We start from the raw sequence: 19,578 nt of genomic DNA on the forward strand, positions 1-19,578 counted from the left end.
CTTTTACACTGCAAAGTGATATAATGATAGAAAAATTCTCGAGCAAAAGATATAGACGAGGAGAGATGAGGAGAGATGAGCATGAATGTGAGAGCATTAGTATCGATGGCGCTGTTAGTCGGAATCGGAGCCGTGTTGCACGCGGTCATTCCGGGGTTATTTTTCGGAATGAAGCCGGATATGATGCTGGCGATGATGTTTTTGGCGATTTTGCTTTTTCCGAACGTCAAAGCGGTCGGCCTTGTCGGCGTCGTCACTGGCTTGATCTCAGCCATGACGACGACGTTCCCGGGCGGACAGCTGCCGAATATGATCGATAAGATCATCACCGCCTTTGTCGTGTTTGCCCTAGCGACTTTGATGAAAGCATACAGCCAAACGGTCATTGGGGCTTCAGTGCTGGCGGCAGTCGGCACGGTCATTTCCGGCGGGGTGTTTTTGGCTGCGGCGCTCTTGCTTGTCGGGTTGCCGGGCGGAGCGACGTTTTCGGCGCTGTTTGTCACCATCGTGTTGCCGACAGCGGCGTTGAACGCCGTGGCGATGGCCGTCATCTATCCGATCGCATCGTCGATTTTCCGACGGATGAACGTGACAGCGCACGTGTAAACGGCGAAAAACCCGATCATGGCTGGTCGGGTTTTTTGCTATCAAAGAGAGAGTAGGAAAAAATACTTATGCTCTCAGGCGTGTTGATTAACCATTAAAAACCAGTTGAAATCGCTCTATTATCAGCTTTTTCTGCCGTAGTCGGCAAGCGAACCGCTTGCCGACTGGGCATGCTGTACGCATGCCTTCCTCGAACAATGAACGCTTTGCGGGCAAATGACATTTGCCCGCCGGCGTTCTTGTTCGAGGGAAGAGGCAGAAAAGCTTGTGTTCAGTCAAATGATTCTGTGCTTTTAGTAAAATAATGGATCATCAACACTCGTGTTATGCTCCATTTGTTTTTAACGCGTATTAGACATAGCTGAGAAGCCAAGCGGTGAGCAAGCAAATGAACGCTATTCCAATATAGCGCAAAGTCCGTTCTTTCAGCAATGCTTTCGGCGGGTACGCCCGCGCTTTCCATAAGGCGAAAAATGCGTTTATAAAAAGACAGAAAAATAAGAATCCGACAGCGATAAGCAGCCATTGTATATACACCATGGCATTCTCCTCCTGTATGCGCTAAGCGCCTTATGCTTACTACTATGAATATGCAAAAAAATCATAAAAATAAATACTTTTGTCTTTATTCCTTTTTGTTTTATTGATATAATGGAGAGTAAAAAATACGGTGAGGGAAGAGTGGGTGGAACGATGAAAGCGACAGAACAGCATTATTCCATCAAAGAGGCGATGTTATTCAGCCAACGAATTGCCCAGCTGAGCAAAGCGCTATGGAAATCCATTGAAAAAGATTGGCAACGGTGGATCAAGCCGTTTGACTTGAACATTAACGAACATCACATTTTATGGATCGCCTACCACTTCAAAGGGGCCTCGATTTCGGAAATCGCCAAGTTCGGTGTGATGCATGTGTCGACGGCGTTCAACTTCTCAAAGAAATTAGAAGAAAAAGGATTGCTTTCGTTTTCCAAAAAACAGGATGACAAGCGCAATACGTACATTGAGTTGACGGAAAAAGGCGAAGAAGTGTTGATGAAGCTGATGGAGACGTATGACCCGACGAAAAATGCCGTTTTCAATGGGGCGTTGCCGTTGCGCGAGTTGTACGGAAAGTTTCCAGAAATTTTAGAAATGATGTGCATCGTCCGCAATATTTATGGCGATGATTTCATGGAAATTTTTGAGCGGGCGTTTGAAAACATTAAAGAAGACTTTATCGAGCAGGACGGCAAACTTGTCAAGCGAAAGCCGAAAACGGAAGAGCACGAGAAAGAATTGGCCAGCCAGGCTAACTGATGGTGCGAATGAGCGTTTTCAGCTCGGTCATCAGCGGGACAAACATTTGTTGGGCCAAAAGAGCGTCAACAGTCTGTTCCAGCGGAAGGTTCGGATGAAGCATCCCAGCAAACTGCACGAGCAGGGGAGTGAAAATCGTCAATCCTTCCGCTTTTTGCTGTTCGTATTGGTCGGCAAGCTCTTGGCAAAACGCCAAGAAGGCGTCGACTTCTTCTTTGGTCAAATCCGCGCGGATGATGAGGGAATAAAATGGTTTTTTCGTTTCGTCGATCATTTCCATCAGCAGAGACTGGTGAAATTCCAGCTTGGCCACTCGCTTTTCCAACGATTCCATATATCGTGCTCCTTTTGGTGACGAAAATGCGACCGTTTTTACGTATATTTTACCGAATTTGTGCGCATTCACCAATAGAAAAATCGGTTTGTGTCCGGAAAAAGAAAAATGATTGATTTCCTGCCATGAACGATGTAAAGTTAAAGCCATGGGCGGCGTTTGGCGAAGAATCAAAGAGGAGGGGAACAGTTTTGGTGCTTTCTTTCATCCTCCTGGCGGTTGTGGTCTTATTTTTTATCAACCAGCTCACATACTCGCTTTGCGCGCAACGTGACATCCCGGAGGAGCAGCAGCCGGCGGTTTTTCGCACGATCAATGTCCTGATTACGATTTTATTAATCTCTTCTTACTTTGAAGTGTTGTTTACATAACTTTTCTCTCTTCTAACGGTTGATGCGGGGATTGTTATGTTTTCCTTTTGATGGAGCGAGTTCCATTGTCGTTGCCTCTCCCTTCGTTTCAAGGAAGGCGGCAAAAAAGGGTGCTCCTTTTGCGGGAGCACCCTCTTTCGTTTAGTAGATGACGCAGGCGCAGCCGACAATGATTAACAAAATAAACAGCACAACAATCAACGCAAAGCCTCCGGAATAAGGTGCGCTCATCGTAACACCCCTTTCGGCAAGAAGAAGCCTGTCGAGCGCTTCATCCTCATCATATGTATGGCAAGCGTGCATGTTATGGGCGGATGACTAAAGCGGAAAGAGGTTTTTTTTTCGATGGAAATATGGTATAGTTATTGTCGTGGCTGAAAAGGCGAGCATGTTGTTTCTTGGGCGCTCTTGGGCGCCATTCGATCCGCGCCGCTTGAAAGCGTGGGAACATTCAATCGAAAAAAGATGTAGGAGTTGTGAAGCGAATGAAAAAATGGATGATGGCCGCTGCCGTCGTTTCGCTCATGGCTTTGTCGGCCTGCAGCAACGACGGTTCGGAAGCGATTGTGGAAACGAAAAACGGCAATATTACGAAAGACGAATTTTATAATGAGATGAAAGAGCGCGTCGGCAAATCCGTCCTTCGTGATTTGATTGACGAAAAAGTGTTGAGCAAAAAATACAAGGTAACCGATGAAGAGATCGACCGCGAAATCGAACGAATCAAGGAGGCGTATGGAACGCAATATGATTTGGCCGTGCAGCAGAACGGAGAAAAAGTGATCCGCGAAATGGTCAAGCTCGATTTGTTGCGGACGAAAGCGGCCGTTGAAGACATAAAAGTGACGGAGAAAGAGCTGAAGGAGTATTATGACAACTACAAGCCGAAAATTCGCGCCAGCCATATTTTGGTCAAAGATGAAAAAACAGCAAAAGAAATCAAGGCGAAGCTTGATAAAGGCGAGGATTTCGCCAAGTTGGCCAAAGAATACTCCCAAGATCCGGGCTCGGCGTCCAACGGCGGCGATTTAGGCTGGTTTGGCCCAGGGAAAATGGTCAAGGAGTTTGAAGAAGCCGCCTATAAGCTGAAAGTCGGCGAAGTGAGCGATCCGGTGAAAACGGATTACGGCTACCATATCATTAAAGTGACGGACAAAGAAAAGAAAAAGTCGTTCAACGAAATGAAAGACGAAATTGCGTTTGAAGTCAAACGGAACAAGCTTGATCCTACGACGATGCAGTCAAAAGTGGACAAACTGGTGAAAGATGCCGGTGTTGAGATCAAAGACAAAGATTTGCAAGATGTAATCGGGCAGCAAGGAAAACAGTAAAAAAACGGAAGCAGAACATCCCTGCTTCCGTTTTTTTTATTTGTGGGCTTGACCTTTCTGCTGTTCAACAACGGGAGATCAGCCGAGCTGTTCGCGAATGGCGGCCGCGATCGCCTGCAGGTCAGCGGGTGTATAGTCGCTTGCATGCGACTTCCAGACCGCGCCAAACCCATCCCCTTTGCCGTAGCGTGGAATGAGGTGAAGATGGTAATGGAACACTGTCTGCCCCGCTTGCTCGCCATTGTTGTTCAGTAAGTTGAGCCCGACCGGGGAAAATGTTCGTCTGAGTGCATTGGCAATCGTCGGCACTGCGCGAAACAGTTGGCTGGCCGCCTCCGACGTGAGGGTGAAAATGTTTTCCGTATGTACTTTCGGGATGACAAGCGTATGCCCTTTTGTCACTTGGCTGATGTCCAAAAACGCGAGCACATGGTCGTCTTCGTACACTTTCGCCGCAGGCAATTCGCCGTTAATGATTTTGCAAAAAATGCAATCGCTCACTGTGGTCACCCTTTCCTTCCTATTTTCTTCATTTTACCATAAAAAAACCGGGATGTAATCCCGCAACGCAGGTTACATCCCGGTTGGTGAAAAGGGGAGAGGATGATTCAAGCAAATGTGCGTTTGATGAACACCCCATTTGCAACAAAAGTTGGTTCGGCGTGAGCGCTTCCTTTGTTCAACGTGACCATCCCCTTTGGACAGGCTCGTTGCTTCCCAGCAACGAATGCGATGGTCGCTTCCTAGGAACGTTTACAACGTTTTGCGGCTCACAACGGTGTCTTTGACGAACACCCCATTTCGGATGGATCGTTCATCAACTTTTTGATTCCTCATCCCCTCTTCGCTATTTATCATGCCCGGCTTGAGTGAGTTTATGCAAAAGAACGGTGTGATCTTTTTTTGGTAAGCGAGGCTATCGTTTGGTACAATGGGGACAAAGGCCAGAACGGAAAGGGAGCGGACGATGACGCTTTTAGAAGTGAAGGATCTATCCGGAGGCTACACGGCGCAAAACGTGCTTGAAGACGTGACGTTTGCGGTCGACCGCGGCGAAATGGTCGCCTTGATCGGCCTAAATGGAGCGGGCAAAAGCACGACGATCAAACATATTATCGGCTTGATGGAACCGCGCCGCGGCGCGATTTCCATTAACGGCTATCGGCTTGCGGACGGGCCGGAAACGTATCGAAGGCAGTTTGCTTATATCCCGGAAACGCCGGTGTTGTATGAAGAATTGACGCTTGAGGAACATTTGCGTCTAGCGGCGATGGCGTACGGGTTGAGCGAAGCAGAGTATGAACGCCGCCTTCCGCCGCTGCTTCGCGAGTTTCGATTGGAGCGGCGGCTTTCCTCGTTTCCGGCTCATTTTTCGAAAGGAATGAAGCAAAAAGTCATGATTGTATGCGCCTTTTTGCTTGAACCGCCGCTTTATATCATCGATGAGCCGTTTCTCGGCCTCGATCCGCTTGCCATTCACGCCCTGCTTGAGCGAATGAATGAACAGAAAGAGAAGGGGGCGGGCATTTTGCTGTCGACGCACATTTTAGCGACGGCAGAGCGGTATTGCGACTCATTTGTGATTTTGCACAACGGCCGCGTCAAAGCCAAAGGGACGCTCGATGACATTCGCCGCCAGTTCGGGCTCTGGGGGGCGTCGCTTGATGAACTGTACGTCGAATTGACAAAGGACGATGCGCCATGATTGACGCCCGCCGTCTTTGGAAGCAGCGTTTCCAAGCGGAATGGCGAAAACGGGTCCGCTACTTGCGCTATATGTTCAACGACCATTTGCTCGTCGGTTTGATCATTGTGCTTGGCGGCATAGCGGTGATGTACGAGCGCTTTGCGGCGGCGCTTCCTGACTCGTTTCCGTATCCGGCTATTGCGGCGGTCGTGTTCGGCTGGGCGGCGGCCGCTGGATCGGTGCGCACCTTGTTCCGCGAGGCGGATGCGGTGTTTTTGTTGCCGGCGGAAGAACGGCTCGGTCCGTATATTCAGCGGGCGTTTTTCGTCTCATGGTTATGGCAGGCGTACGGCCTTTCTTTGCTTTTGCTGTTGGCGGGCCCACTTCACGCTCGCTTTTCTCCGGTGCCATGGCCGCTTTTTTTGTTCGGTCTTTTCTGTTTCAAAGGATGGAGCTTATGGGCCAGTTGGCAAGGAAGCTACATCGCCGATCCGTCTTTTCATCGCTTTGGCGCCTTTACCCGTTTCAGCCTAGCGGCGGTGTTCGTTTATTTGGTGCTGGTTGCAGCCCCATGGCCATTTTTCGTTGTTTTGGTCGGTTTGATGGTTGTTCTGTCCATCTGTTTGTCAAGATCGGCCAGAGGTAAAACATGGAAATGGGAACGGATCATCGCGGAAGAACAGCGAGCAGTCACGGCGTTTTACCGGTTGGCCAACTTGTTTACCGACGTTCCGGAATGGCGGGAGGCGGCGAAGCGGCGGCGCTGGCTTGATTCGCTGCTCGCTTTGATACCGTACGACGAGCGGCATGTGTTTTTTCATTTGTATGCCCGCACGTTTTTGCGCACCGGCGGGTATGCTGGTCTGTATGTCCGCCTCACCGCCATTGGAAGCGTCATGCTGGCTGTGATCGATCACCAATACGGGCGGGCGGGCATCGCATTTTTGTTTCTTTACGCGACCGCTGTTCAATTGGCCGCGCTGCCTTCCCATCATCGCTATTTGCTATGGCCGCGGCTGTACCCGTTGCCGCAGGCGCAACCGGATGCTGCGGCGGTTCGGTTGCTTTCCATTCTGCTGATTGGGCAAAATACGATATTCCATCTCGTACTGTTGGCTGTTTCCCCGCGCCTTCTTTGGCTCGCCACTTGGCTTGGCGGAAATATATGGGGGCTTTGGACGGCAGGGCGGTACGTGCGCCTGCAGCGTGGGCAGAACGCCGGACGCTAGCGCTGTTTGCGCTGGCGCCGGCGTTTTTCATTCTTCAATGGATGGCCAAAGCTTTCACACCTTTTTTCCCGCTTCATATGCTGTAGTACACTGGCCTGGGCGCATGTCCGGCGGTCAGGCTGGAAGTCGGGAAGAAAGGGGAATGAATCATGGGTGTAGAGCTTGTAGCGCTGCACTGGATTTACTTGCTGTTCATCGTGCTCATTATTGGGTTTATGGTCGCCCGCAAAGATACATCGCTCATTTGCATTGCCGGCATCTTTTTATTGGCGGCGGTCGCTACCCATTCGTTGAGCGCGGCGGTCAGCGGAGTGTTTAACAGCTTTATTTACGCCATTACGGAGCTATTGCCGACGATTTTAGTCATCTCCATTATTGTGGCGATGAGCAAAGTGTTGTCGGCCACCGGCATCAATGATGTCATGGTTTCGCCGTTTGTCCGTTTCATCCGTACGCCGGCTTGGGCGTATTGGACGATCGGAATTTTGATGATGATCATTTCTTGGTTTTTCTGGCCGTCCCCGGCTGTTGCTCTCATGGGTGCCGTTTTGTTGCCGGCAGCGGTCCGGGTGGGCTTGCCGGCGTTGGGAGCGGCGATGGCAATGAACTTGTTCGGACATGGCATCGCGCTTTCCGGCGATTTTATCATCCAAGGGGCGCCGAAATTAACGGCCGATGCCGCTGGGCTGCCGGTCGGCGATGTCATCGCTGCCAGCGTTCCGCTTGTTTTTGTCATGGGGGTCGTCACAACGGTCACCGCGTTTTCCTTGCTGCGCCGTGACATGAAGCGAGGGCGCCTGGTAAGCGGGGAGGCGGAAATGGCTGCAACGGTCGATTCGACGCTGGAAAAAACAAGCCATTTCCTGACGGGACAAACGAAAAAATGGCTTGCGCTGTTGATTCCGATTTTGTTCGCCCTTGATGTCATCGCGATGTTTTATTTGCGGTTGCAAGGCGGGGAAGCGACCGCCTTGGTCGGTGGGACGGCGATTTTCATTTTGATTCTCATCTCCGTTCTCGCCCATCGGCAAGAAAGTTTTGCGGAAGTGACCCATTACTTTATTGAAGGGTTTCAGTTCGGGTTTAAAGTGTTCGGCCCTGTTATTCCGATCGCCGCGTTTTTCTATCTTGGCGATGTGGGGTTTTTGAAAATCATCGGCGACTACTTGCCGCAGACATCGCAAGGCATCGTCAACGATTTAGGGGTTGCCTTGGCTCATACGGTGCCGCTGAACAATGAGGTGGGAGCGGTTACACTTACGATCGTTGGGGCGATTACTGGTCTTGATGGCTCCGGGTTTTCCGGCATCTCGCTCGCCGGTTCGGTCGCCCATTTGTTTTCTGTAGCGATCGGCGGTGGAGCGGCGACGTTGACGGCGCTCGGCCAAATCGCCGCCATTTGGGTCGGCGGCGGCACGCTCGTTCCGTGGGCGCTCATTCCAGCGGCAGCGATCTGCGGGGTTGACCCGTTTGAGCTGGCGCGCCGCAACCTCATTCCTGTTGCTGTGGGCTTGGTGGTTACGACCGTTGTCGCCATGTTTCTCATCTGAACAGAAAGCTGTCCCGTGCGGCCGGGGCAGCTTTTTTGCTATAATGGGCATGAACGTAAAAATCGGTCGATTTTTTGACAGTTCGCCTTCTTCTCTATACATTGGGTACGGAAAGCTGTATAGTGAAAAGGAGATAGGCAACGTTTAAAGATGAAGAAAACGCGAAACCATTGACGGGATTGTGAGGAAAGAAAGGCGGATGGAGATGGCTAGACAGATCAACGATACATTTTTGCGCGCCTGCCGCGGCGAACAAACATCGTACGTGCCGGTTTGGTATATGCGGCAAGCCGGACGGTCGCAGCCGGAGTATCGGGCCCTGAAAGAAAAATATTCGCTGTTTGACATTACGCATCAACCGGAGCTTTGCGCGTACGTCACGAGACTTCCAGTTGAGCAATATGGCGTCGATGCCGCCATTTTATATAAAGACATTATGACACCGCTGCCGGCCATTGGCGTGAACGTCGAGATTCAGGGCGGCGTCGGGCCGGTGATCGCGAATCCGATTCGCTCGCTTCAAGACGTCGAGCGGCTTGGGGAGATTGATCCAGAACATGATGTGCCGTATGTGTTTGAAACGATCCGGCTCCTTGTCAACGAACAGTTGGATGTGCCGCTCATCGGGTTTGCCGGGGCGCCGTTTACGTTGGCGAGCTACATGATTGAAGGCGGTCCGTCAAAAAATTATCATAAGACGAAAGCGTTCATGTATGCTGAACCGAAAGCGTGGTTCGCCTTAATGGACAAGCTCGCTGAGATGACGATCCGTTATGTGCGGGCGCAAATTCGGGCAGGGGCAAGCGCTGTGCAAATTTTTGATTCTTGGGTTGGCGCCGTCAATGCTGACGATTACCGGACGTTTATCAAGCCGGCGATGGCGCGCATTTTTGCCGCTTTGCGTGAAGAAAACGCGCCGCTGATCATGTTTGGCGTCGGCGCCAGTCACTTAGTGCATGAGTGGAACGACTTGCCGCTTGATGTCATCGGCCTTGACTGGCGGCTGTCGATTCGCGAAGCGCGCCGCCAAGGCATTGCGAAAGCGATTCAAGGCAACTTGGATCCGGCGGTGCTTCTTGCGCCGTGGGACGTGATCGAAGAACGGGTGAAGCGCATTTTGGACGAAGGGATGGAACGGCCGGGCTACATCTTCAACTTAGGCCACGGCATTTTTCCGGATGTTCAGCCGGCGACACTGAAGCGTCTGACCGCTTTTATCCACGAATATACGTCAACGAACTAAACGAGGGGTGGCACAATAGTGAAAAAAACAGTGGGGCTGCTCGTGATGGCGTACGGAACGCCGTACCGGGAAGATGATATTGAACGGTATTATACGCACATTCGCCATGGGCGCAAGCCGCCGCAAGAACAAATCGAGGATTTAAAAGCGCGCTACCGGGCGATCGGCGGGTTGTCGCCGCTTGCGAAAATTACGGAAGAGCAGGCGAAACGGCTCGAGGAGCGGCTGAACGAAGTGCAAGATGAAGTCGAGTTTCGCATGTATTTAGGGCTCAAACATATTGAGCCGTTCATTGAGGATGCCGTCGAGCGCATGCATGATGACGGCATCAAAGAAGCGGTTGGGATCGTCCTAGCCCCTCATTATTCCACATTCAGCATTCGCTCGTACAATGAGCGGGCGAAAGCGGCAGCAAAAAAGCTCGGCGGACCGACCATTTACACGATTGATCAATGGTATGACGAGCCGAAGTTTTTGCAATATTGGGCAGAACAAGTGCGGGCGATTTTTGCCGCCATGCCGGAACGTGAGCGGGAGCGAGCTGTGCTGATCGTATCCGCACATAGTTTGCCGGAAAAAATTATTCAAGCCGGTGACCCGTATCCAGCGCAGCTCGAAGATACAGCGAAACGAATTGCTGATCAAGCCGGCGTCGCCCACTATGCCGTCGGCTGGCAAAGCGCTGGTCAGACGCCGGAACCATGGCTTGGGCCGGACGTGCAAGACTTGACGCGCCAGCTTTACGAAGAGCGCGGCTATACGTCGTTCGTTTACGCGCCGGTCGGTTTTGTCGCCGACCATTTGGAAGTGTTGTATGACAACGACATTGAGTGCAAACAGGTGACGGAAGAGATCGGCGCCCGCTATTACCGACCGGAGATGCCCAACACGAATCCATTGTTTATTGATGCATTGGCGTCGGTTGTGTTAAAGCGGTGGGCGGAAGAAGGCGATCGACATGAATGAAGGGCAACGGACGGTCGTCATCATCGGCGGCGGCATTACCGGCTTGACGGCTGCTTACTACTTGCAAAAAGCGATTCGAGAGCAACGCCTCCCACTTGCATGCAAACTTGTCGAGGCGACGCACCGGCTCGGCGGAAAAGTGCAGACGGTCGTCCGCGACGGTTTTGTCATTGAACGCGGTCCAGACTCGTTTTTGGCGCGGAAAACGAGCGCGTTTCGCCTTGTGAAGGAAGTCGGCCTTGAACATGAGATCGTTCATAACGCGACGGGAACATCGTACATTTTGGTCAACGGCAAACTCTATCCCATTCCGGGCGGAGCGGTGATGGGCATTCCGACGCGCATCGCCCCGTTTTTAACGACCGGACTGTTTTCCCCGGCCGGCAAGCTACGGGCGGCGCTTGACTTTGTGCTGCCGCCGGTGAAAGTCGATGGTGATATGCCGCTTGGCCGCTTCTTCCGCCGCCGCCTCGGCGATGAGGTGGTGGACAATCTCATCGAACCGTTGCTTTCCGGCATTTACGCCGGCGACATTGATGAGATGAGCCTAATGGCGACGTTTCCACAGTTTTTTCAGCTTGAGCAAAAATACGGAAGCCTTGTCCGTGGAGCGAGACGAACGACGCCGAAAGAGCAAAAAGAGCGGAAAGGGGCGTTCCAGACGTTAAAAACGGGCTTGCAGTCGCTCGTTGATGAAGTGGAAAAACGGCTTGAGCCGGGCAGCGTCATCAAAGGGGTGCGTGTCGAGCGGATCGTTCGCACCGATTCGGCGTATCGGCTGCAACTGAGCACAGGAGAGGTGTGGGGGGCAGACGGCATCATCGTGACAACGCCGCATCATGTTGTGCCCGACATGTTCGCTGACTATCCGTTTTTCGCCCCGTTCCGTTCAGTGCCGCTGACGTCGGTGGCGACGGTGGCGCTCGCATTTCCGGAGGAGGCGATCCGCCAAGACATTGACGGCACCGGGTTTGTCGTTTCGCGCCGCAGCGATTACACGATGACAGCGTGCACATGGACGCATAAAAAATGGCCGCACACTGCGCCGCCTGGCAAGGCGCTCTTGCGCTGCTACGTCGGGCGCCCGGGCGATGAGGAGATCGTCGACCAACCTGATGATGAGATCGTCCGTGTTGTATTGGATGATTTAAATAAAGTGATGAACATCGCCGGCCAACCGGAGTTCGCCGTCATCTCGCGCTGGAAGCGGGCCATGCCGCAATACACGGTCGGGCACCGCGAGCGGCTGGCGCACATTAAACGGCAGATGGGCGATGCGTTGCCGGGGTGTTTTTGGCCGGCAGCTCATACGAAGGGCTCGGATTGCCGGATTGCATTGACCAAGGCGAAAAAGCGGTGCGTGACGTGCTTCTGTATTTGCAGCAAGCGCCAGTCCAACAGACGTCCGATCTGTACAGCAGCGTCCGTTAACCAACGGTTTTCCAACGCCCTAGTCCGTTCGCCGCTCATATTTGGACGTCGGTGCGGCCGCCCGCCGTTTGAAGCGAAAAGCAGCGGATGGCTGTTTGTCTCTTTTGGTTCGTGGAAGTGGTTTCCGTTGCAAAAGGGATGTGAAAAGAACGTGGGAGAAGCTTCAACGGCGCTTCTACCCATTTGCCTGGAAAGGATGAGGGAGCAGGAAGAAATTCCGTCCCCAATGCGACGGCCCTTTACATCCATGTTGTTTGATAGTATAATGGATACGGATTGACCAAATTGTTCATTTAGTCAGTTTGAAGGATGAGGAGTATGGCAAGCGACCGCAAACGGCAAATCATCGAAGCGGCGGCCCAATCGTTTGCTGCCTTTGGCTACAAGGCGACGACGATGGAGCAGATCGCCAAGCTCGCCAACGTCGGCAAGGGGACGATCTATACGTTTTTTAAAAGCAAAGAGGAACTGCTTGATGAAATCGTCTCCGGATTGATTATGGAAATCAAGGCGGAAGCGGAGCTGGCAATGGACTCGTCGCTGCCGTTTTCCGAAAACGTCCACCGCGCCTTGTACCGCATTTTGGAATTTCGCCAGCGCCATCAGCTGACGGCGAAGCTGCTTCAGGAAGTGCGCAATATCGGTACGGCGGCGGTGCAAGAAGTTCTTGCCAAACTGGACCGGGCAATGGTCGAGTTCATTCGGCAAAAAATTGATGCGGCGGTGGAAAAAGGGGAGATTCGTCCGTGCAATTCGGAAATTACGGCATTTTTGATGCTCAAGACGTACATCGCCTTGATTGTCGATTGGGAAAAAGATCATGAACCGTTGACAAAAGAACAAATTGCTGAATTGTTTATGCTCTATTTTTTGCAAGGATTGTCGAGATAGATGATCCTCTTTTTTGTTGGAAATTGACCATGCGGACAATTTGGTCATCTGTACAAAGGAGGGAGCGCCATATGCTGCGAAAAGAGCTGCGGGCCATCGTGCTCCGCCCGAAAGTGTTTGTCCCGATCCTTGCTGTTCTGTTCATTCCTCTTCTGTACAGCGGGTCGTTTTTATGGGCGTTTTGGGACCCGTATGGGCATTTGGACCGCCTGCCGGTCGCTGTCGTCAATGAAGACCAAGGAGCTAAGCTTGACGGCGAACCGATGCATCTTGGCGACGATGTTGTCAAGCGACTGAAGGAAAAACATTCATTTGCTTGGCATTTCGTCAGCCGAAAACAAGCTCTTCAAGGTTTGAAAAACGGAGAGTATTACATGGCCATCATCATCCCCGATGATTTTTCCGCCAATGCGACGACGGTGCAAAATGAAGCGCCGAAGCCGCTTCGCCTCATGTATATTCCAAACGAAGGGGCGAACTATCTTGTCGGAAAAATTGGTGATTCGGCCGTGACGGCCATCAAAGAGGAGATTGCGAAAAATGTCACCAAGGCCTATGCGGAAACGATGTTGTCGAAGATGAAAGAGGCAGGAAAAGGACTGGAAAAAGCGAGCGAAGGAGCTTCCCGGCTTCGTGATGGAATCCAATCGGCCAAACAGGGCAGCCGCAAGCTAGTCGAGGGGATGGATGCTGCTGAACAAGGCAGCGCCCGTTTGGCTGCCGGAGCGGAAAAAGCCAAAGACGGGGCGGTTCAATTATCAGGCTATTTAGCCGAACTCGCTCGGAAATCAGTGAAGTTTGAAAACGGATTGCAGTCCGCAAGCGGCGGGGCAAAGCAAATGCAAATCGGCGCGGTCGCATTGCGAGATGGTCTCGGTAGGCTCATTGATGGCAGCCGACGCTTGGCTGATGGGGAAAAACAAGCGCAAACGGGTGCAGCTATGTTGACGGCTGGGCTCCATGAATCCCTTAACGGTGTGGAAACATTGCAATCCCGGCTTCCCTCTCTAACCGATGGAGCGAACAAAGTTCAGGAAGGAGCTCAGCAATTGTCGCAAGGGATGGCGGTTTGGAAACAAAAAGCGGGAGATGCTGCGGCCGGTGCGGACAGGGTGAGCGAAGGATTGCAACAATACGCCGTCAGACTGCAGGCGTTGGCGGAAAAAGCGAGCGATCCAGAGCAAAAAGCGATGCTTCAAGCATTGGCGCAACAGCTAGAGCCGCTTGTCGAAGGCAGCAAAAGCGTGGCGGCCGGCGTCGGGGAACTAGCTGGTAAAGCCGGCCAGCTTCAAAGTGGTGCGGCCCATCTAGCTGATGGTGCATCATCGCTCGCGAGCGGGCAGCAAGCCGTACAGGAGGGAATCGGGAAGATCGCCAACGGCCAACAGCAGCTCGCAGCTGCGGCTGGTCGATTGGTCGCTGCTCACCAAAAATTAACAGATGGAGCGAACGAGCTGGCCGGGCAGCTCGAGCGGGCTTACCGCGGGGCGCAGACGCTTGCGGAAGGCAGCGGCCGATTGGCTGAAGGAGTGCATGAGCTCGCTCTTGGTTCAGGCAAGCTCGTTTCCGGAACGCGCGAATTGGCCAATGGGGCGGGCGAACTGTCAGATGGTGTCGATGCCGTGGCGAAAGGCGCAGCGTCGCTTCATCAGGGGATGGATCGCCTCCTTGGCGGCGGGCAGTCGTTATCGTCCGGGTTGGGACAGTTGGAGCGAGGATCGGCCGAGCTGGCGAATCGGTTGGATGAGGGAGCGAAAGAGGCGGCTGGCGTTCGGGCGAACGAGCGCGTTTATGAGATGATCGCCGATCCGGTGAAAAACGACAAAGAGCCGCTCCATCATGTGCCCAACTATGGAACCGGTTTTGCTCCGTATTTTTTGTCGCTTGGGTTATTTGTCGGCGCTTTGCTGCTGACGATCGTCTTTCCGCTGCGTGAGCCGGTCGAGCGACCATCGTCAGGCGTCGCCTGGTTTTTTGGAAAATGGGGCGTGCTCGTTTTGGCTGCGGCAGCGCAAACACTCTTGGCCGATGCATGGCTGTTGTATGGGCTTGATTTGCATGTAGAAAGCATCAGGCGTTTTCTAGTGTTCACTTGGATCATCAGCATAACGTTTATGATGATTGTTCAATTCCTTGTCACCGTGTTTGACAACCCGGGCCGGTTTCTTGCCATTTTGCTATTGATTGCCCAGCTAGTTGGAAGCGCCGGCACGTATCCGATTGAGCTCGTTCCGGGTGCGTTGCAGTCGCTTCATCCGTGGCTACCGATGACCCATGCGATCCGTGGGTTGCGAGCCGTCATTTCAAGCGGCGATTTCTTGGTCATGTGGAAGGAAGCTGCGATATTGCTTGCGACAGCCGCGGTCTTTGCCTTGGCGACGCTCGTGTATTTTCTCCTTCGGTATCGCCGCCGTTATGCGGTATGGACGGAAACGGAAACAGCAGCTCAAACGTGATGACTGGCTGCGCTGCCGGCTGGCGCAAAAGCAGCCATTTCTCCGACATGCAAATGAGCAATGCGAAATGAGAATGAAGGAAAGGCGTCCCTCTCATCTTTTTGGGGCGCCTTCTTCTTTTCACATGAATCAAACCATCAACCGGGAATCAATGAGAGAACAACCATTGCTGTGATTGGGGCGGGTGGCTGCTGTTCAAACATGGGGTGATGAGGGTGACGGCCGAAAATGAAAAAACTGCCTCTCAACCAGAGGCAGTCAAAAGAAAAGGCAGGCTGCATTAGGGAACAGCCAAACGCCGGCGGGGCAGCCGACGTCGTGACGCAAGAAGGTATTCCGCTTACCTAGTGGCGGTAAGCGGCGCCAAGGCAATCAGAACATGTGTTGCCGTAGCATTCATGCTGCTCGTCAATCTCTTTGCCGCAGTGCGTACATTTTTTAGGTGGCAAGTTTCTGAAAAATTCCAACACTTTCATCAACATTCCGATCCCCTCCGTTGTCTTGGTAATTTTATTGTATTATAACACATAACAAAATGTCAATATGTGTTTTAAAACAAAAATCAACAAAGATGAAAAAATAGGCGCGGTTGTGTATGATGAAGACAAAACGAATGGAAGGAGAGAACCGAAAATGAAAGTGACGGTCATCGGCTATTGGGGAGGGTTCCCGGCCGCCAATGAAGCGACATCGGCGTATTTGTTCGAGCATGACGGATTTTGCCTGCTCGTTGATTGCGGCAGCGGGGCGCTTGCCAAGCTGCAAAACTATACGGCTGTGGAAAACTTAGATGCGGTCATCATCTCCCATTACCATTACGACCATATCGCCGACATCGGCCCGCTCCAATACGCGCGTCTCATTCATAAAAATTTGGGAGCTGACCTTCCCGTCTTGCCGATTTACGGCCATATGGAAGACGAGGCGGCGTTTTCCCGCTTGACGCACAGCGGCATTACGGAAGGAATGGCCTATGACCCGAATGGGACGCTGGCTGTTGGACCGTTTTCGATCACATTTATGAAAACAGTCCATCCGGCGCCATGCTACGCGATGCGCATTACGGCCGGCGGCAAGACAGTTGTTTATACAGCCGATTCAAGCTATATACCGGAGTTTCTTCCGTTTGCCAAAGGAGCCGACTTGCTCATTTGCGAGTGCAACTTTTACGCTGGGCAAAACGCGGCGCCGGCTGGGCATATGACGAGTGAGGAGGCGGCGGCCATCGCGGAGGGAGCACGTGTCGGAGAATTATGGTTGACGCATTTGCCGCACGTTGGCCGGCACGAGCAGCTGGTTGAGGAGGCTGGCCGGACGTTCCGCGGTGTCATCCGCCTCGCCCGCACTGGCCTCACATGGGGGCAATAGGCCAAAAACAGGGGAGAACAGCAAAGGAAACGCTTTCCCTTGCCCTTTGCTGTTCTTTTTTTTATAATGGATATAGTTCGAATTTTTTTACTTATAAAATGAATGGTCATTCATTCATTTTGGGGGAGGAGCGTATATGAACGTAACGACGCGGTTGGCGCAAATTGCGAAGCAGTTGCCGGACAAGGAAGCGTATGTGTTCATGAAAGAGCGGTGTACGTATCAACAATTGGACGAAGCCATTTCCCGATTTGCCGACGGATTGGCGCGGCTTGGCGTTCGCCGAGGCGACCATATCGCTTTGTTGCTTGGCAACTCGCCGCAGTTCGTCATCGGCTTGTACGGGGCGCTGCGGCTTGGGGCGACCGTCATTCCGATCAATCCCATTTACACGCCCGAGGAAATTTCTTATATTTTGCACAACGGCGATGTCAAAGCGGTGATCAGTCTCGACTTGCTTGCTCCGTTGTTTGTGGAGGCGAAGAAGCGGCTTCCGCTGCTCGAGCATGCGATCGTTTGTGAAACGCCGGAAGGGAAGGAAAAAGGCATTTCCCTGTCGGAAGGAATGAAATCGTTTGCAGAAGTGTTGGCGGACGGCAGCCCAGACTTTACCGGACCTGAACTGGGTGATGACGATGTCGCCGTCATTTTGTACACATCGGGGACGACGGGCAAGCCGAAAGGGGCGATGCTCACTCATCAAAACATATACAGCAATGCGCAAGATACGGCCGATTATTTAGGCATCAATGAAAATGACCGCGTCATTGCCGCGTTGCCGATGTTTCATGTGTTTTGCTTGACCGTGGCGCTCAACGCCCCATTAATGAACGGCGGAACGGTGCTCATTATGCCAAAGTTCAGCCCGGCGAAGTTGTTTCAGCTAGCTCGCGAGGAAAAGGCGACGATTTTTGCCGGCGTGCCGACGATGTACAATTTCCTTTATCAATATGAAGGTGGAAGTGCGGACGATTTGCGGACGCTCCGCCTCTGCATCTCAGGCGGCGCTTCGATGCCGGTCGCCTTGCTTGAAAACTTTGAGAAAAAGTTCAACGTCATCATCTCGGAAGGATACGGGCTCTCGGAGGCATCCCCCGTCACCTGCTTCAATCCGCTCGACCGGCCGCGCAAACCCGGCTCGATTGGAACAAGCATTAAGAATGTTGAAAATAAAGTCGTCAACGAATATGGAGAAGAAGTGCCCATCGGTGAGGTTGGCGAGCTTGTCGTCCGGGGGCCGAACGTCATGAAAGGGTACTACAAAATGCCTGAAGAGACCTCGGCCGCCTTGCGCGACGGCTGGCTGCACACCGGCGATTTGGCGCGCATGGACGAGGACGGCTATTTCTATATCGTCGACCGAAAGAAAGAGATGATTATCGTCGGCGGCTACAACGTGTATCCGCGCGAAGTCGAAGAAGTGCTGTACAGCCATCCGGATGTTGTGGAAGCTGCGGTGATCGGCGTGCCGGATCCAGACTACGGAGAGGCCGTGCGGGCGTATGTTGTCGCGAAAAATCAGGAGCTGACGGAAGCAGAGCTCATCGCTTACTGCCGTGAGCGGTTGGCAAAATATAAAGTGCCGAGCGCGATTGACTTTTTGGACGAGCTGCCGAAAAATGCGACAGGAAAAATTTTGCGAAGAGCGTTAAAAGAGCGGCTCGCGTCTTCCCACGCTTGATGGCGCTGAATTTTCAGCACCTTTTCTTTTTTTTGAATAGTATATTGAAAACAAGTAGAGAAATTTATATAATTTAACACATAAAAGTTTAAAAGGGCTAAACTTTTCTACATAGGGGGATGGGATCATGGGCCAATCGATTCGGCGGCTCGCCGCGGTGTGCGCGGCCGGCTTTTTGTTGCTTGGAGGCTGCGGCGGCGCGAAAGAGACGGGAAGCAGCCAGGGAAGCGGCGGGAAGAGCGAGAAAGAAAAGACGTACAAAATCGGCGTGACGCAAATTGTCGAGCATCCATCGCTCGATGCGGCGCGCAAGGGATTCCAGCAGGCGTTAAAAGACAAAGGGCTGTCCGTTGAGTATGACGTGCAAATCGCCCAAGGCGACCAAAGCAACAACCAAACGATCGCCAATAATTTTGTTTCGGACGGCGTCGACTTGATTTTTGCCAACTCAACGCCAAGCGCGCAGGCGGCGCTCAATGCGACAAAAGACATTCCGATCGTGTTCACTTCGGTGACTGACCCAGTCGGCGCGCAGCTTGTCCAATCGATGGAAAAACCGGGCGGCAATGTGACGGGAACGACCGATACGCACCCGGAGGCCATTCCGAAAACGGTGCAGTTTATTGACAAATATATCAAAGGCAACCGTGTCGGCATGGTATATAACGCCGGCGAACAAAACTCCGTCGCTCAAATCGAGCAGGTGAAAAAGGCGATGCAAGGAACGGACTTGAAAATTGTTCCGGCGTCAGTATCGACATCAGCAGAGGTGAAGCAGGCGACCGAGTCGCTCGTCGGCAAAGTTGATTGTCTGTACATCATCACCGACAATACGGTCGTCTCGGCGCTTGAATCCGTCATTCAAGTGGCGAATGAGCACGACATTCCGCTTTTTGTCGGTGAACTCGATTCCGTCAAGCGCGGCGGTTTTGCGGCGTACGGGTTTGACTATTATGACATCGGCTACGAAGCGGGGGAAATGGCGGCGCAAATTTTGCAAGACGGCAAAAAGCCAGCTGATTTGCCAGTGCAATATCCACAAAAATTGAAGCTTGTCATCAACAAAAAAGCAGCGCAAGAAATGGGCATCAAGCGCAATCCAGAATGGGATTCCATTGCGGAATATATTGAATAA

Annotated in this window: 19 protein-coding genes and 1 pseudogene; 15 read left to right on the forward strand and 5 right to left on the reverse strand. The window is 52.4% G+C overall.

Features of this window, described 5'->3' with window-relative positions; all coding sequences use genetic code 11:
• Window positions 1-81 precede the first annotated feature (81 nt).
• Complete coding sequence (locus tag A0V43_RS00620; RefSeq protein WP_063192117.1) at window positions 82-606, forward strand: tryptophan transporter; 525 nt, start codon at window positions 82-84, stop codon at window positions 604-606.
• 351 nt (window positions 607-957) lie between these two features.
• On the opposite strand, the gene A0V43_RS00625 is transcribed toward A0V43_RS00620, so the two are convergent.
• A complete protein-coding gene (locus tag A0V43_RS00625) occupies window positions 958-1,146 on the reverse strand; it encodes a membrane protein YhzF (protein ID WP_013146234.1) in 189 nt (62 codons plus the stop codon).
• A 153-nt stretch (window positions 1,147-1,299) separates the two neighbouring features.
• Here A0V43_RS00625 and A0V43_RS00630 point away from each other — a divergent pair, with 153 nt between their 5' ends.
• Entirely contained in the window at window positions 1,300-1,905 is a 606-nt protein-coding gene (locus A0V43_RS00630; RefSeq protein WP_011230156.1) for an HTH-type transcriptional regulator Hpr, read from the forward strand.
• Here the strand turns inward: A0V43_RS00630 and A0V43_RS00635 are convergent.
• On the reverse strand, window positions 1,898-2,239 hold the full coding sequence (locus A0V43_RS00635; protein ID WP_011230157.1) for a YhaI family protein: 342 nt from the start codon (window positions 2,237-2,239) through the stop codon (window positions 1,898-1,900). The two genes, A0V43_RS00630 and A0V43_RS00635, sit on opposite strands and share 8 nt — an antisense overlap.
• Window positions 2,240-2,430: 191 nt before the next feature.
• Between A0V43_RS00635 and A0V43_RS00640 the strand changes: the two genes are divergently transcribed.
• Window positions 2,431-2,610 carry a hypothetical protein gene (locus A0V43_RS00640; protein WP_063192118.1) on the forward strand — a complete coding sequence of 60 codons (180 nt, stop codon included), beginning with the start codon at window positions 2,431-2,433 and terminating at the stop codon, window positions 2,608-2,610.
• Between the two features lie 141 nt (window positions 2,611-2,751).
• Here A0V43_RS00640 and A0V43_RS18400 read toward each other — a convergent pair whose 3' ends face one another.
• On the reverse strand, window positions 2,752-2,841 hold the full coding sequence (locus A0V43_RS18400) for a YjcZ family sporulation protein (RefSeq protein WP_021322511.1): 90 nt from the start codon (window positions 2,839-2,841) through the stop codon (window positions 2,752-2,754).
• 254 nt (window positions 2,842-3,095) lie between these two features.
• Between A0V43_RS18400 and A0V43_RS00645 the strand changes: the two genes are divergently transcribed.
• Window positions 3,096-3,941, forward strand: coding sequence for a peptidylprolyl isomerase (locus tag A0V43_RS00645; RefSeq protein WP_063192119.1), 846 nt, complete (start codon window positions 3,096-3,098; stop codon window positions 3,939-3,941).
• 78 nt (window positions 3,942-4,019) lie between these two features.
• Here the strand turns inward: A0V43_RS00645 and A0V43_RS00650 are convergent, their stop codons facing one another.
• Complete coding sequence (locus A0V43_RS00650; RefSeq protein WP_063192120.1) at window positions 4,020-4,442, reverse strand: HIT family protein; 423 nt, start codon at window positions 4,440-4,442, stop codon at window positions 4,020-4,022.
• Window positions 4,443-4,908: 466 nt separating this feature from the next.
• On the opposite strand from A0V43_RS00650, the gene A0V43_RS00655 reads away from it, so the two are divergent.
• The 8 genes and pseudogenes from A0V43_RS00655 to A0V43_RS00690 all read left to right on the forward strand — a co-directional run bounded on the left by A0V43_RS00655 (window position 4,909) and on the right by A0V43_RS00690 (window position 15,394).
• A complete protein-coding gene (locus A0V43_RS00655) occupies window positions 4,909-5,646 on the forward strand; it encodes an ABC transporter ATP-binding protein (RefSeq protein ID WP_063192121.1) in 738 nt (245 codons plus the stop codon).
• Entirely contained in the window at window positions 5,643-6,857 is a 1,215-nt protein-coding gene (locus tag A0V43_RS00660; protein ID WP_063192122.1) for an ABC transporter permease, read from the forward strand. Before A0V43_RS00655 ends, A0V43_RS00660 begins: the two co-directional genes overlap by 4 nt.
• Before the next feature lie 149 nt (window positions 6,858-7,006).
• Window positions 7,007-8,407, forward strand: a complete 1,401-nt coding sequence (locus tag A0V43_RS00665; RefSeq protein WP_063192123.1) for a hypothetical protein — start codon at window positions 7,007-7,009, stop codon at window positions 8,405-8,407.
• A gap of 205 nt (window positions 8,408-8,612) precedes the next feature.
• Complete coding sequence (hemE, locus tag A0V43_RS00670) at window positions 8,613-9,650, forward strand: uroporphyrinogen decarboxylase (protein ID WP_063193770.1); 1,038 nt, start codon at window positions 8,613-8,615, stop codon at window positions 9,648-9,650.
• Between the two features lie 15 nt (window positions 9,651-9,665).
• Window positions 9,666-10,616, forward strand: coding sequence for a ferrochelatase (gene hemH / locus A0V43_RS00675; RefSeq protein ID WP_063192124.1), 951 nt, complete (start codon window positions 9,666-9,668; stop codon window positions 10,614-10,616).
• Window positions 10,609-12,047: pseudogene (gene hemY, locus A0V43_RS00680) on the forward strand (protoporphyrinogen oxidase). Before hemH ends, hemY begins: the two are co-directional and overlap by 8 nt.
• Window positions 12,048-12,365: 318 nt before the next feature.
• Entirely contained in the window at window positions 12,366-12,938 is a 573-nt protein-coding gene (locus A0V43_RS00685) for a TetR/AcrR family transcriptional regulator (RefSeq protein ID WP_063192125.1), read from the forward strand.
• Window positions 12,939-13,009: 71 nt separating this feature from the next.
• Window positions 13,010-15,394 (forward strand): YhgE/Pip domain-containing protein, encoded by a 2,385-nt coding sequence (locus A0V43_RS00690; RefSeq protein WP_063192126.1) that lies wholly within the window; start codon window positions 13,010-13,012, stop codon window positions 15,392-15,394.
• Window positions 15,395-15,738: 344 nt separating this feature from the next.
• Here A0V43_RS00690 and yhfH read toward each other — a convergent pair whose 3' ends face one another.
• Window positions 15,739-15,876 carry a protein YhfH gene (yhfH, locus tag A0V43_RS18405; protein WP_013146223.1) on the reverse strand — a complete coding sequence of 46 codons (138 nt, stop codon included), beginning with the start codon at window positions 15,874-15,876 and terminating at the stop codon, window positions 15,739-15,741.
• A 151-nt stretch (window positions 15,877-16,027) separates the two neighbouring features.
• Here yhfH and A0V43_RS00695 point away from each other — a divergent pair, with 151 nt between their 5' ends.
• The 3 genes from A0V43_RS00695 to A0V43_RS00705 all read left to right on the forward strand — a co-directional run bounded on the left by A0V43_RS00695 (window position 16,028) and on the right by A0V43_RS00705 (window position 19,578).
• Complete coding sequence (locus A0V43_RS00695) at window positions 16,028-16,762, forward strand: MBL fold metallo-hydrolase (RefSeq protein WP_063192127.1); 735 nt, start codon at window positions 16,028-16,030, stop codon at window positions 16,760-16,762.
• Window positions 16,763-16,898: 136 nt separating this feature from the next.
• Complete coding sequence (locus tag A0V43_RS00700; protein WP_013146221.1) at window positions 16,899-18,443, forward strand: fatty acid--CoA ligase family protein; 1,545 nt, start codon at window positions 16,899-16,901, stop codon at window positions 18,441-18,443.
• A 127-nt stretch (window positions 18,444-18,570) separates the two neighbouring features.
• On the forward strand, window positions 18,571-19,578 hold the full coding sequence (locus A0V43_RS00705; RefSeq protein WP_063192128.1) for an ABC transporter substrate-binding protein: 1,008 nt from the start codon (window positions 18,571-18,573) through the stop codon (window positions 19,576-19,578).

It is taken from the genome of Geobacillus sp. JS12 (assembly GCF_001592395.1).
GTDB lineage: Bacteria > Bacillota > Bacilli > Bacillales > Anoxybacillaceae > Geobacillus > Geobacillus zalihae.